Below are 13,785 nucleotides of genomic sequence, written 5' to 3' on the forward strand. Positions count from 1 at the left end.
GCGGCACTGGCGTACTACGACGCCCTGCGAGCCCCCCGCCTGCCGGCGGCCCTGGCAGTTCCCGCCGGTGTGGGGGAACTGCGGCACGGCGCCCGTGCGTTGTGCTGTGTGCGGGTGGGTCAGCGGCCGGTGCCGCCGTCGGCGTTGGGGCCGGCGTAGTCCTCGCCGTAGGCGCCCTTGGCGGGGCGGCGGCGGCGCATGGGGGGCTCGACGCCGTCGGCGAGGCGGCGGGCGGTGAGCAGGAAGCCGGTGTGGCCGATCATCCGGTGGTCCGGGCGGACGGCCAGGCCCTCGATGTGCCAGTTGCGGATCATGGTCTCCCAGGCGGTCGGCTCGTTGAAGCAGCCGATCTCCCGGATGGATTCCACGGTCCGGGCGAGCTGGGTGGTGGTGGCCACGTAGCAGCACAGGATGCCGCCGGGGACGAGTGCCTTGGAGACGGCTTCCAGGCATTCCCAGGGGGCGAGCATGTCGAGGATGACGCGGTCGACGTCGGTGTCGGACAGGTTGTCCTGGAGGTCGCCGACGGTGAGCTGCCAGGCGGGGTGGGGGCCGCCGAAGTAGCGCTCCACGTTCTGCCGGGCGATCTCGGCGAAGTCCTCGCGGCGCTCGTAGGAGTGCAGCATGCCCTGGTCGCCGATGGCGCGCAGCAGGAAGCTGCTGAGCGAGCCGGAGCCCACGCCGGCTTCCACAACGCGCGCGCCGGGGAAGATGTCGGCGAAGGCGAGGATCTGCCCCGCGTCCTTCGGGTAGACGACGGCCGCCCCGCGGGGCATGGACAGGACGTAGTCGGGGAGCAGGGGGCGCAGCGCGAGGTAGGCGACGTTGCCGGTGGTGCGGACAACGCTGCCCTCGGGAGCGCCGATCAGTTCGTCGTGCGGGAAGGAACCCTTGTGGGTGTGGAAGTTCTTCCCGGCTTCGAGCGTGAACGTGTAGTGGCGACCCTTGGGGTCGGTCAGCTGTACCTGGTCCCCGACCTTGAAGGGCCCGCGTCTGCGGGCGGCACCGGTCGGTTCGGACATGTGACCAGCGTACCGGGTCCCTGCCGGGGGCTTGGCCGATGCCTCCGGTGCGGGGCGCTATGAAGCCGGCCTTGCCATTGCCTTGACGAAGGCGCGCTCCACGTCTGCCGCTGACAGGACGCCGTAGATCTCGCCCGTCTCCTCGACCACCAGGTACTCGGTGGCGGGGGTGGCGCGCAGGACGTCGAGGAGTTCTTCTCCGGCGAGTTCCGCGGAGACGCGCATGCCCTCGGTGAGGTCCTGGGCGAGGCCGCTGACGGCGACCCAGGGGCGGCGGTGTTCGGGTACGCCGACGATGGCGGACTCGCGGACCAGGGAGACGGGGTTGCCGTGGGCGTCGACGACGACCAGAGCGCGGGCGCCGGCCGCGTTGGCCCGGCGCAGGGCCTCGGAGAGCGGGGTGCCGGTCTCGACCGGTACGGCGCGCCGGGTCAGGGTGCGGGCACGCAGTTCGGGGAGGTGTTCGCGCAGGCGGGCCATGCGCAGGCTGTTGCCGGCGCCGGTCCAGATGATCGCGGCGAGGATGGCGGCGAGCAGGGCGTCGGTGACGGTGTCCATGCCGCCGGTGTCCGCGCTGTCGCCGCCGAGGGCGCCGGACTGGTTGAGCAGGGGCAGGCCGATGAGGACGGTGACGGCGAGGGCGCGGCCGACCCAGGCGGCGGCGACGGTGCCGCTCATGGGCCTGCCGGTGATCTTCCACACGACGGCGCGGAGCATGCGGCCGCCGTCGAGGGGCAGGCCGGGCAGGAGGTTGAAGACCGCGACGATGAGGTTGGAGATCATCAGGCCGGCCAGCAGGACGCCGGGTACGGTGCCGGGCTCGACGGGCTTCATGGCGAGGTAGAACAGGCCGGCCAGGACGAGGGAGAGCAGCGGGCCGACGAAGGCCAGGACGAACTCGCGGCCGGGGGTCTCGGCCTCCTTCTCGATCTCGGAGACGCCGCCGAAGAACTGCAGCTGGATGCGGCGCACCGGGAGCTTGAAGCGGATCGCGGCGACCGTGTGGGCCAGCTCGTGGACCAGGACGGAGGCGTAGAAGGCGACGGCGAAGAACAGGGAGACGAGGTAGCGGGCGGCGCCCAGCTCGGGCAGCACGCGGTCGAGCTGGCCGCCGAAGACCCAGGTGATCAGCGCGGCGACGAGGAACCAGCTGGGGGCGACGTACACGGGCACGCCGAACGGCCGTCCCATGAGGATGCCCCCGCCGGGCTCCTTGGGCCTTGGCTGCGGGGGCTCGCCCTTGGCGATCCCGGAGTGGGCGAGCGACCGGTGCTCGTGCTGCTCGTCACGCGGGGCGCCGGGGGCGTGCTCCGGTCGGGCGGGGGTGCCGGGGGGCTGGAGGTGGTGGGTGTGCCCTTCGGCGCCCGCAGCGTCCGTGGCGTCGCTGGTGCCGGGAGTCTCGGGAGGGCCGGCCTGCCGTGCGGCGTCGGTACGGTCCTCACTCCCGGCTGCGTCCGAGCCGGTGCCGGAGCCTGTGCTGTCCGTGCGCTCCGGGGAAGCGGAGACGGCCGTGTCCTCGCCGGACTCGGTGGGGTCCGAGGCGCCCGGCCCTGCGTTGTCGGGGGCCGTGCCGGGCCGCTCGGCCCCGGTGTCCTCGGTCTCGGGCCGGTGGTGGTCCGTGGGGGGCTGGGGCTCCGGGCCGGTGGGGTCGGTGCTCGGGGCCGTCGGACCCGCGGGGTGCTCGGCCGGCTTGTCGTTGCCGGACCGCGGCTGCCCGCTCCCGCCGCTCACGTCCACGGTGTCCCCTCGTTCGAAGCGTCTTCCGTACCTGCGGAACGGAAGGGTCTGTGGTCGATGGTATGCGGCCGTGGTGACGTGTTCCGCCCCGGCACCCCTTGTGTTTGCCCCGTGGCCGCACGGTCGAACACGGCGGCGGCTGGGTCACTGTCAGTGGCGGGCCGTAAGGTCTGTGGTCATGGACAGCAGCATCGAGGACACGGGGGCCCGGTCGGGCGGCGCCGGGCAGACGGATCCGGACGGAAGGCCGTGGCCGGCGCCCGCGACGGCTTCGATGCCGGGGCCTTCGACGGCTGCGACGACGCCCGAGCGAGACTCGGCGACGACCCCTGGGACCGCTGAGCTGGACCCGGCGACGGCCGCGGGGACCCCTCAGCCCGGCCCGGCGAGGGCCATAGGGACCCCTGACCCCGACTCGACCACGGCCGCAGGAACCCCTGACCCCGACTCGACTACGGCCACCACGGCCCCTGTGCCCGACCAGGCGACGCCCACGGGGATCGCTCAGCCCGGCCCGGCGACGGCCATAGGGACCCCTCACCCCGGCTCGGCGACGAAGACAGCGGCCCCTGCGCCCCACTCCACCACGCCCACAGGAACCCCTGACCCCCACTCGACCACGGCCACCACGACCCCTGCGCCCGACCAGGCGACGCCCACGGAGATCCCTGAGCCCGGCCCGGCGACGGCCACAGCGGCCCCTCAGCCCGGCTCGGCGACGAAGACAGCGGCCCCTGCGCCCCACTCCACCACGGCCACGGGAACCCCTGACTCCGGCTCGACAATGGCCACCGCGGCCCCTGTGCCCGACCAAGTGACGCCCACGGAGATCCCTCAGCCCGGCCCGGCGACGGCCACAGGGACCCCTCAGCCCGGCCCGGCGACGAAGACAGCGGCCCCGGCGCCCCACTCCACCACGGCCACAGGAACCCCTGACCCCCACTCGACCAGGGCCACCACGACCCCTGACCCCAACTCGGCGACGGTCACCGCCGCCCCCGCGCCCGGCTCGGCCACGGCCACCGCGGCCCCTGAGTCCGACCCGCTCGTGCCGGTTGTGGCGGAGGCCGGTGGCGGGCGGGTGGGTGCCTCGCCGGCCTCGCTGTCCCCGTCCCGGGCGAGCGACTTCATGCAGTGCCCGCTGCTGTACCGGTTCCGGGTGATCGACCGGCTGCCGGAGAAGCCGAGCGCGGCGGCGACCCGGGGCACGCTGGTGCACGCGGTGCTGGAGCGGCTGTTCGACGCGCCGGCGGCGGAGCGGACCGCGCCGCGGGCGAAGGCGCTGATCCCGGGGCAGTGGGACCGGCTGCGGGAGAGCAGGCCGGAGGTGACGGAGCTGTTCGCCGACGATCCGGACGGCGAGCGGCTGGCCGGATGGCTGTCGGAGGCCGAGCGGCTGGTCGAGCGCTGGTTCACGCTGGAGGACCCGACGCGGCTGGAGCCGGCCGAGCGGGAGCTGTTCGTGGAGGCCGAGCTGGAGTCGGGACTGCGGCTGCGCGGGATCATCGACCGGGTGGACGTGGCGCCGACCGGTGAGGTGCGGATCGTCGACTACAAGACGGGCAAGGCGCCGCGGCCGGAGTACTCCGAGGGCGCGCTGTTCCAGATGAAGTTCTACGCCCTGGTGGTGTGGCGGCTGAAGGGGGTCGTGCCGCGGCGGCTGCAGCTGGTGTATCTGGGCAGCGGGGACGTGGTGACGTACGACCCGGTGCTCGCCGATCTGGAGCGGGTGGAGCGCAAGCTGCACGCGCTGTGGGACGCCATCCGGCAGGCCACTCGGACCGGGGAGTGGCGGCCGCGGCCGACCAAGCTGTGCGGCTGGTGCGACCACCAGGCGCACTGCCCGGAGTTCGGCGGCACTCCCCCGCCGTATCCGCTGCCGGTCGCCGGGACCGGGTGAACCGGAAAACCCGGGCAGGGCAGAATGGGCCGCGCCTAGCGAAGGAGTGTCAGGTGGCCATCCGTGTCCTACTGGTCGACGACCAGCCCCTGCTGCGTACGGGTTTCCGGATGATCCTGGAGGCGGAGCAGGACATCGCGGTCGTGGGCGAGGCCGGTGACGGTCTGCAGGCCCTCGACCAGGTGCGGGCCCTGCAGCCGGACGTGGTGCTGATGGACATCCGTATGCCGCGGATGGACGGGGTGGAGGCGACCCGGCAGATCACCGGGCCGGACCGGGACGGTCCGGCGAAGGTGCTGGTGCTGACGACGTTCGATCTGGACGAGTACGTGGTGGAGGCGCTGCGCGCCGGGGCGAGCGGTTTCCTGCTGAAGGACGCGCCCGCGAACGAACTGGTGCAGGCGATCCGGGTGGTGGCGGCCGGTGAGGCGATGCTGGCGCCGAGCATCACGCGCCGGCTGCTGGACAAGTACGCCGGGCATCTGCCCTCCGGTGAGGAGCCGGTGCCGGACACCCTGAACACCCTCACCGACCGTGAGGTGGAGGTGCTGAAGCTGGTGGCGCGCGGGCTGTCGAACGCGGAGATCGCGGCCGATCTGTTCGTCAGCGAGACGACGGTGAAGACGCATGTGGGGCACGTGCTGACCAAGCTGGGCCTGCGGGACCGGGTGCAGGCGGCGGTGTACGCGTACGAGAGCGGTCTGGTGCGCCCCGGCGCGCAGTAGAGCGTACGACGGCGAAGGGCGCCCCTCCCGCGCGGAGAAGGGCGCCCTCGGTGTCTACGGCGTCGGCGGTGCCGGGTGGTACCGGCGGATGTCAGCTCTTGCTGAGTTCCCAGAACCGGAACACGGTGGAGGCGTCCAGGCAGTACTCCAGGCCGTAGACGCCGTCGTGGACGACCGCGTACTGCTTGGCCTGCCAGACGGGCAGGACGGGCAGGTCGGTGGCGACGATGTCCTGCAGCCGCCCGAAGTCCTTGTCGGTGGCGGCGCGGTCGCTCTGCGCGGCGGTGTCGGGGATGAGGCTGCCGGTGATGGTGGCGTTGCCGTAGTGGTTGTCCAGCACGTTGCCCTTGCCGAAGAACGGCGCGGTGAAGTTGTCGGGGTCCGGGTAGTCGGGCACCCAGCCCTTGACGTACACGCCGTACTTGCCGGCCGCGATGTCCTTCTCGTACTGGTCGAAGGGGACCGACTTGACGTCGGCGTCGAACAGGCCGCTGGCGTTGAGCTGGCCGGCGATGGCCTTGAGCTCCTCGTCGGTGGCGGGGCCGTAACGCGACGGCGTGGACCACAGGGTGAGCCTGACCTTGCCGGTGATGTCGGCGACGCGCAGGGCGGCGGCGGCCTTGGCCCGGGAGGGGCGGGCGCCGTAGGTGTCGAAGAAGGCCGTGTTGTGGCCGGTGATGCCCGCGGGGATGATCGAGTACAGCGGGGTGGCGGTGCCCTGGTAGACGTTCTTGATGAGGGCGTCGCGGTCGACGAGGTAGGCCATGGCCTTGCGGACGCCGAGCTTTCCGGCGACCGGGTCCTTCATGTTGAAGACCAGGTGCTGGACTTCGGCGCTGGTGCCCTCGATGACGTCGAGGCCCTTGTCGTCGCTCTGGTTCTCGATGCCGGTGATGTCGGAGGCGGTGAGGCCTCGGTAGGCGAGGTCTATGTCGCCGCCGAGGAGGGCCTTCTTCAGTGCGGCGCGGTCGCCGTGGAAGAACTTCAGGGTGACGCCGGAGTTCTTGACCTTGGCGGTGCCCTTGTAGTTGGCGTTGACGGAGAAGACGGCCTGGTCCTTGTCGAAGGAGTCCAGCTTGTAGGGGCCGGAGCCGATGGCCTTGTGGTCGGTGCGCAGGCTGTTCGCGGTGTACTGGCGGTGGTCGACGATGGAGCCGGCGCCGGAGGCTATCTTGCTGGGGAAGGTGGCGTCGGAGGTCTTCAGGTGGAAGACGACCGTCTTGGCGTCCGGGGTGTCGATGCTGCCGAGCATCGGGAACATGATCGCGGGCCCGGAGGGGTCGTTGATCTTCAGCATGCGGTCGAAGGAGAACTTCACGTCCTTCGAGGTGAGGGGGTCACCGTTGCTGAACTTCAGGCCGTCCTTGAGGGTGCACCGGTAGACCGTGGCCCGGGAGTCGGTGAAGGTGCATCCGCTGGCCAGCTCCGGCTGGGGTTCCGTCGCGCCCTTCGGGAAGCTGAGCAGCGACTGGAAGACGTTGTCGAACAACAGCCAGGAGCCCGGGTCGTAGCCGGAGGCGGGGTCCGTGGCGAGGACGTCGTCGGACATCCCCATCACCACGGAGGAGCCGGTGCCCCCGGAATCACCGTTCTCCGAGCCGCAGGCGGTCAACAGGCCGGAGGCCAGTACCGCCACGACGGGCAGGACTGGCCACTTGTTGCGCTGGTTCACTTGCAGTGCCTTGTCGTCGGTTCGTCACCCCCGGGGCCGCCGTCCTGGCCCCGGGGTATCCGGGCAGCCGTCACCGGCCCCCGCACGAGAGAGCCGTCAGCCGCTCACACCGCGGCCGAGCTCCCACAGCTGGAGCGTAGACGAGGAGTTGAGGGCATAGGCGACGCCCGTGATGTCGTCGCGTGCGGCGACGTACTGCTTGCCCTGCCACAGCGGCAGGACCGGGACGTCGTCGGCGACGATGTCCTGGATCGCGGTGAGGCTCTTGGCGGCGTTGAGCCGGTCGGCCTCGCGGCGGGACGCCGGGATCAGGGAGTGCTGGATCGTGGCGTTGGAGTACGGCGAGCCGAGGAAGTTGTCCTTGTCGAGGAAGGGCGCGAGGAAGTTGTCGGCGTCCGGGAAGTCGGGGAACCAGCCCATGCCGTAGACGTCGTACCGGCCCTTCTGCTCGGCGGGGCGGAAGGTGTCCCAGGGGTGGCCCTGGATGGAGGCGTCGAACAGGCCGCTGTCGTTGAGCTGCTTCTGCAGGATCTGGAACTCCTGCTTGGTGGCCGAGCCGTAGTGGTCGGTGGTGTAGTGCAGGGTGAGCTTGACCGGGGTGGTGATGCCGGCCTTGGTGAGCAGCTCCTTGGCCTTGGCGACGCTGGGGTTGCCGTACTTGTTGAAGAACGAGTTGGAGTGGCCGGTGATGGTGGCCGGGACCAGCGAGTACAGCGGCTCGGCCTGGGTGCCGTACACCTTGGAGACGAGTTCCGCGCGGTCGATGAGCTGGGCCATGGCCTGGCGTACGGCCTTGGACTTGACGGTGGGCGCGTTGGTGTCGAAGGCGAGGTAGCGGATCTCCAGGCCCGGCATGTCGACGAGGTCGGCCTTGTCGTCGCTGCCGGCGTCCAGCTTCTGGATCTGGGCGGGCGACATGGTGCGGGTCATGACGTCGATGTCGCCCTTGTCGATGGCGGCGCCCATGGCGTCGGCGTCGGGGAAGGAGCGCAGTTCCACCTTGTCGTTGTTCACCTTCACGGAGCCCTCGTAGTTGGGGTTCTTCGTGAAGACGGCGGTGGTGACCGCGTTGCCGCTGACCTCTGCGTGGAAGGTGTAGGGGCCGGAGCCGTCGACGTCGAAGCCGTCGCGGAGCTTGTCCTTCTGGTAGTCCTTCGGGTTGATGATGCCCGCGACCGGGGTGGACAGCTTGTACGGGAACGTGGCGTCGGCGGTCTTCAGGTGGAAGATGACCTCGCGGTCGCCCTGGGTCTCGATGGTGTCGATGGTGTTCAGCAGGGAGGACACACCGCTGCTGGCCTTGATGCGCAGGGCGCGCTCGATGGAGTACTTGACGTCCTGGGCCGTGACCGGGTCGCCGTCGGCGAACTTCAGGCCGTCGCGGAGCTTGCAGGCGTAGCGCTCGCTGCCGCTGTCGGTGAAGGAGCAGCTCTCGGCGGCGTCGGGAACGGGGTCGCCTTCGCCCTTGGGCTGGGCCATCAGGGTCTGCACGGTCTGGCGCAGGATGTTCCAGGTGCCGACGTCGTAGGCGTAGGCCGGGTCGATGGGCGCCGGGTGGTCCTTGGTGGCCGTGAACTGGTCCGTGGTGCCGACGACGATGGCGTCCGAGCTCTTGCTCCCGCTGTCGGATGTGCCGCACGCGGCGAGAACCGGGGTGAGCAGGCCGGCGACCGCCGGCAGCACCAATGTCTTGCGGTTCATGCGGGAGTTTCTCCAGAGCTGTTCGGGTCCGTGTATCCGCCATGCATGGGTGTGTGCCGCGGATCACGGGGGTTGCGGTGATGTTCTCGCGATGAGATTAGTCCGCGCCCGCAGCAGGGCTCACGGCTACGTGAGTTGACCCCCCATCACGCAGTGAAACCGGTTGCGGACACACCGAAAACCCGACAGCGGCATGATTAGTGCAGCGTTCCATCAATCGGGACACAAAGACCCGCCGTTCCGGGCCGAACGGGGGCGTTCAGCACACTGGACCCGGCTTGTCGAGGGCCGCCAAGGTGGGGAACGTCACATTCCCAACTGTGCGGGGGTCCAGCCGAATTCGGGCCGGACGACCGTCTGTGAATTACACCTGCGTGTACTTCCTCGGAAATTTGTCCAACCGGGCCAATGAGCGCGGCCAATGCACATTGACGCTGGGTGAACGGCTAGGACTTCTCCGCCATCAGGCCGCGGAGAAATGCCAGATCGACCTCTTCCAGCGAGCTGACCACGGTGCGCCCGGCGGAGGGGCCGATGGGGGCGATGGAGGGTACGGCGACGACGCGGCAGCCGGCGGCCTCCGCGGCGGCGACACCGGTCGCGGTGTCCTCGACGACCGCGCATCTGTCCGGCCGGGCGCCGAGTCCGGCCGCGGCCAGCAGGTAGGGGTCGGGGAAGGGCTTGGTGCGGGAGACCTCGTCGCCGGCGATGGACAGGGCGAAGTGGTGCGGGCCCAGCACGCTCAGCACGCGGTCGATGATGCGGCGGTGGGAGGCGGAGACCAGGGCGGTGGGGATCGCCTGCTCGTGGAGCTCGGCGAGCAGCCGGGCGGCGCCCGGCATCAGCGGCAGCCCGCGGTCGATGCGGTCCTCGAAGCCCTCGTTGAGCAGCACCGTGAGTTCGGCGAGGGTGATGGCGGCGCCGGTGGCCTCGATGAGGAAGCCGGCGCTGCGGGTCATGGGGCCGCCGACCACGACGTGCCGCCAGGAGTCGTCCAGGGTGTGGCCGAGGGAGGCGAAGACCTCGACCTCGACGTCCCACCAGAATCCCTCGGTGTCCACCAGGGTGCCGTCCATGTCGAGGAGCACGGCCTGCAGGGCTGAGCCTTCGGCCGTACGGGTTCCGAGCGCGGGAACCGTGCTGGTCATCCGGCGCACCTCCTTGAGGGACGAGCAGGCCGGTTCCCGGACAGGGAACCGGCCATCAGTGGACCGACCAGTGTACGACGCCGACGACGGAAACGCCTCGTTTATCACTCGCGCACAGGGGTATGCCGAAAATCACCCTCGCCGCAGGCCAGAGGGCCGTCGGCGTGCCGCCGCGGGGGCGCGACCAGCCCCCACGCACCCGTAGCCGCCCACGGTCTCACCCGGCGCCCCGGAGGGCGCCCCCGGCCACCCCCCGGAGGCCTCAGCGGGCGTTGAAGTACTTCGCCTCCGGATGATGGATGACGATCGCGTCCGTGGACTGCTCGGGGTGCAGCTGGAACTCCTCGGACAGGTGGACGCCGATCCGCTCCGGGCCCAGCAGTTCCGCGATCTTGGCCCGGTCCTCCAGGTCGGGACAGGCGCCGTAGCCGAGGGAGAAGCGGGCGCCCCGGTACTTCAGCGCGAACATGTCCTCGATGTCGGCCGGGTCCTCACCGGCGAAGCCGAGTTCGGAGCGGACGCGTGCGTGCCAGTACTCGGCGAGCGCCTCGGCCAACTGCACGGACAGGCCGTGCAGTTCGAGGTAGTCGCGGTAGGAGTTGGCCGCGAAGAGCTTCGCGGTCTCCTCGCCGATGCGAGAGCCGATGGTGACGACCTGGAGGCCGACGACGTCGGTCTCGCCGGACTCCTCCGGGCGGAAGAAGTCGGCCAGGCACAGCCGGCGGCCGCGGCGCTGGCGCGGGAAGGTGAACCGGGTGCGCTCGTTGCCCTGTTCGTCGAGGATGATCAGGTCGTCGTCCTTGGAGACGCACGGGAAGTAGCCGTAGACGACGGCCGCTTCCAGCAGGTTCTCCGTCTGGAGCCGGTCGAGGAGGCCGCGCAGCCGGGGGCGCCCCTCGGTCTCCACCAGTTCCTCGTACGACGGCCCCTCGCCGGTGCGGGCCTGCTTCAGCCCCCACTGGCCCTTGAACAGGGCGCCCTCGTCGAGCCAGCTCGCGTACTCCTTGAGCTGGATGCCCTTGACGATCCGGGTGCCCCAGAACGGCGGGGCCGGCACGGGGTTGTCGGTGGCGACGTCGGAGCGGACGTGCCCCTCCTCGGGGCGTTCCTCGGTCTCGACGGCGGCGGTGGCCCGTACCCGGCGCGGGCGCAGCTCGGGCAGCTTGGCGCCGGGCACGCCGCGCTTGACGCCGATGAGGGCGTCCATCAGGCGCAGGCCCTCGAAGGCGTCGCGGGCGTAGCGGACCTCGCCGTCGTAGATCTCGTGCAGGTCCTGCTCGACGTAGGCGCGGGTCAGGGCGGCGCCGCCGAGGATGACCGGGAAGCGGGCGGCCAGGCCGCGCTGGTTGAGCTCCTCCAGGTTCTCCTTCATGATCACCGTGGACTTCACCAGCAGGCCGGACATGCCGATGACGTCGGCCCGGTGTTCCTCGGCGGCCTCCAGGATCGCGGAGACCGGCTGCTTGATGCCCAGGTTGACGACGTTGTAGCCGTTGTTGGACAGGATGATGTCGACGAGGTTCTTGCCGATGTCGTGGACGTCGCCGCGCACGGTGGCCAGCACGATGGTGCCCTTGCCCTCCGCGTCGGACTTCTCCATGTGCGGTTCGAGGTAGGCGACGGCGGCCTTCATGACCTCGGCGGACTGCAGGACGAACGGCAGCTGCATCTGGCCGGAGCCGAACAGCTCGCCGACGACCTTCATGCCGTCCAGCAGGGTGTCGTTGACGATGTCCAGGGCCGGGCGGTCCTGCAGGGCCGCGTCCAGGTCCTGCTCCAGGCCGTTGCGCTCGCCGTCGATGATGCGCCGCTTGAGGCGCTCCTCGAGCGGCAGGGCGGCCAGTTCCTCGGCCTTGCCGGCCTTCAGGGACTTGGCGGTGGCGCCCTCGAAGAGCTGCATGAGCTTCTGCAGGGGGTCGTAGCCCTCGCGGCGGCGGTCGTAGATCAGGTCGAGGGCGGTGGTGACCTCTTCCTCGCTGAACCGGGCGATCGGCAGGATCTTGGAGGCGTGCACGATCGCCGAGTCCAGGCCGGCCTTGACGCACTCGTCGAGGAAGACGGAGTTCAGCAGGATCCGGGCGGCCGGGTTGAGGCCGAAGGAGATGTTGGACAGGCCGAGGGTGGTCTGGACGGCCGGGTGGCGCTTCTTCAGCGCGCGGATCGCCTCGATGGTGGCGAGACCGTCCTTGCGGGACTCCTCCTGACCGGTGCAGATGGTGAAGGTCAGGGTGTCGATGAGGATGTCCTCCTCACGGATGCCCCAGTTCCCCGTCAGGTCCGCGATCAGCCGTTCGGCGATCTCGACCTTCTTCTCGGGGGTGCGGGCCTGGCCCTCTTCGTCGATCGTCAGCGCGATCAGCGCGGCGCCGTGCTCCCGGGCCAGCCGGGTGACGCGCGCGAAGCGGGAGTCGGGGCCGTCGCCGTCCTCGTAGTTCACCGAGTTGATCACCGCGCGGCCGCCGAGCTTCTCCAGGCCCGCCCGGATGACGTCGACCTCGGTGGAGTCCAGCACGATCGGCAGGGTGGAGGCGGTGGCGAAGCGGCCGGCGAGTTCCTCCATGTCGGCGACGCCGTCACGGCCGACGTAGTCCACGCACAGGTCGAGCATGTGCGCGCCCTCGCGGATCTGCTCGCGCGCGATCTCCACGCAGTCGTCCCAGCGGCCCTCGAGCATGGCCTCGCGGAACTTCTTGGAGCCGTTGGCGTTGGTGCGCTCGCCGATGGCCAGGTAGGAGGTGTCCTGGCGGAAGGGGACGCTCTGGTAGAGGGAGGCGGCGCCGGGTTCGGGCTGCGGGCGGCGCTCGGGCGGGGTGAGGCCCTGGACGCGCTCGACGACCTGGCGCAGGTGCTCCGGCGTCGTACCGCAGCAGCCGCCGACGAGGGACAGGCCGTACTCGCGGACGAAGGTCTCCTGGGCGTCGGCCAGCTCGGGCGCGGTCAGCGGGTAGTGGGCGCCGTCCTTGCCGAGGACGGGCAGGCCCGCGTTGGGCATGCAGGACAGCGGGATGCGGGCGTTGCGGGCGAGGTAGCGCAGGTGCTCGCTCATCTCGGCCGGGCCGGTGGCGCAGTTCAGGCCGATCATGTCGATGCCGAGCGGCTCCAGCGCGGTGAGCGCGGCGCCGATCTCGGAGCCGAGGAGCATGGTGCCGGTGGTCTCCACGGTCACCGAGACGATGACCGGGAGGTCGAGGCCGAGGGCGTCGAGGGCGCGGCGGGCGCCGAGGACGGCCGCCTTGGTCTGCAGCAGGTCCTGGGTGGTCTCCACGAGCAGCGCGTCGGCGCCGCCGGTGACCAGGCCCTCGGCGTTGCGCTGGTAGGCGTCGCGCAGGGTGGTGTACGGGGCGTGGCCGAGGGTGGGCAGCTTGGTGCCGGGGCCCATGGAGCCCAGCACCCAGCGCTGGCGGCCGTCCTCGGCGGTGAACTCGTCGGCGACCTCGCGGGCGACCCGGGCGCCGGCCTCGGACAGCTCGTGGACGCGCTCGGAGATGTCGTACTCGCCGAGGGCGGAGTGGTTGGCCCCGAAGGTGTTGGTCTCGACGCAGTCGACGCCCACGGCGAAGTACGCCTCGTGGACGGAGCGGACGATGTCGGGGCGGGTGAGGTTGAGGATCTCGTTGCAGCCCTCGAGCTGCTGGAAGTCCTCCAGGGTCGGGTCCTGGGCCTGGAGCATGGTGCCCATGGCTCCGTCGGCGACCACCACACGAGTGGCGAGCGCCTGTCGGAGCGCGGACGCACGGGTCCGGCTGTCGGCGGAAGGGGACGGCGGCGACGAGGCCATGAAGGGGCTCCCTAGATGCGACGGCTGTCGGCTATGCGGCGCCCCCGGGCACGTTTCCTGGCGGGCGGGGATGCCGCACGGCGTCAGCGTAACCGGGAGTCG

The 13,785-nt window shown here is 70.8% G+C and carries 9 protein-coding genes; 2 read left to right on the forward strand and 7 right to left on the reverse strand.

Annotated elements, in window-relative coordinates:
- Positions 1–119: 119 nt before the first annotated feature.
- The 3 genes from AB0950_RS31150 to AB0950_RS31160 form a co-directional block, all read right to left on the reverse strand.
- Entirely contained in the window at positions 120–1,022 is a 903-nt protein-coding gene (locus AB0950_RS31150) for a tRNA (adenine-N1)-methyltransferase (RefSeq protein WP_189996165.1), read from the reverse strand.
- A 57-nt stretch (positions 1,023–1,079) separates the two neighbouring features.
- Positions 1,080–2,759, reverse strand: coding sequence for a site-2 protease family protein (locus AB0950_RS31155; protein WP_366779912.1), 1,680 nt, complete (start codon positions 2,757–2,759; stop codon positions 1,080–1,082).
- Positions 2,760–3,626: 867 nt separating this feature from the next.
- Positions 3,627–3,782 (reverse strand): hypothetical protein, encoded by a 156-nt coding sequence (locus AB0950_RS31160; protein ID WP_366779913.1) that lies wholly within the window; start codon positions 3,780–3,782, stop codon positions 3,627–3,629.
- Between the two features lie 58 nt (positions 3,783–3,840).
- Here AB0950_RS31160 and AB0950_RS31165 point away from each other — a divergent pair, with 58 nt between their 5' ends.
- Together AB0950_RS31165 and AB0950_RS31170 are read left to right on the forward strand one after the other, a co-directional pair.
- Positions 3,841–4,659 (forward strand): RecB family exonuclease, encoded by an 819-nt coding sequence (locus AB0950_RS31165; protein WP_366779914.1) that lies wholly within the window; start codon positions 3,841–3,843, stop codon positions 4,657–4,659.
- A 53-nt stretch (positions 4,660–4,712) separates the two neighbouring features.
- Positions 4,713–5,384: a response regulator transcription factor gene (locus AB0950_RS31170; protein ID WP_360159213.1), complete on the forward strand. Its 672-nt coding sequence runs from the start codon at positions 4,713–4,715 to the stop codon at positions 5,382–5,384.
- Positions 5,385–5,475: 91 nt separating this feature from the next.
- Here AB0950_RS31170 and AB0950_RS31175 read toward each other — a convergent pair whose 3' ends face one another.
- From AB0950_RS31175 to metH, 4 genes are all read right to left on the reverse strand, one after another.
- Positions 5,476–7,056, reverse strand: a complete 1,581-nt coding sequence (locus tag AB0950_RS31175; RefSeq protein ID WP_366779915.1) for an ABC transporter substrate-binding protein — start codon at positions 7,054–7,056, stop codon at positions 5,476–5,478.
- A gap of 96 nt (positions 7,057–7,152) precedes the next feature.
- Complete coding sequence (locus AB0950_RS31180) at positions 7,153–8,757, reverse strand: ABC transporter substrate-binding protein (protein WP_360159207.1); 1,605 nt, start codon at positions 8,755–8,757, stop codon at positions 7,153–7,155.
- Between the two features lie 446 nt (positions 8,758–9,203).
- Entirely contained in the window at positions 9,204–9,905 is a 702-nt protein-coding gene (locus AB0950_RS31185; protein WP_360159204.1) for an HAD family phosphatase, read from the reverse strand.
- Positions 9,906–10,167: 262 nt separating this feature from the next.
- The gene (metH, locus tag AB0950_RS31190; protein ID WP_360159201.1) at positions 10,168–13,683 is read right to left on the reverse strand and encodes a methionine synthase; all 3,516 of its coding nucleotides are present in this window, start codon (positions 13,681–13,683) and stop codon (positions 10,168–10,170) included.
- Positions 13,684–13,785 lie beyond the last annotated feature (102 nt).

Origin of the sequence: Streptomyces sp. NPDC007189 (genome assembly GCF_040703635.1) — a bacterium.
Classification (GTDB): Bacteria; Actinomycetota; Actinomycetes; order Streptomycetales; family Streptomycetaceae; genus Streptomyces.

Excerpts from the sequence above, each read along its gene's own strand:
- metH (WP_360159201.1), bottom strand. The coding sequence starts at position 13,683 with ATGGCCTCGTCGCCGCCGTCCCCTTCCGCCGACAGCCGGACCCGTGCG.
- AB0950_RS31150 (WP_189996165.1), bottom strand. The coding sequence starts at position 1,022 with ATGTCCGAACCGACCGGTGCCGCCCGCAGACGCGGGCCCTTCAAGGTC.
- AB0950_RS31180 (WP_360159207.1), bottom strand. The coding sequence starts at position 8,757 with ATGAACCGCAAGACATTGGTGCTGCCGGCGGTCGCCGGCCTGCTCACC.
- AB0950_RS31185 (WP_360159204.1), bottom strand. The coding sequence starts at position 9,905 with ATGACCAGCACGGTTCCCGCGCTCGGAACCCGTACGGCCGAAGGCTCA.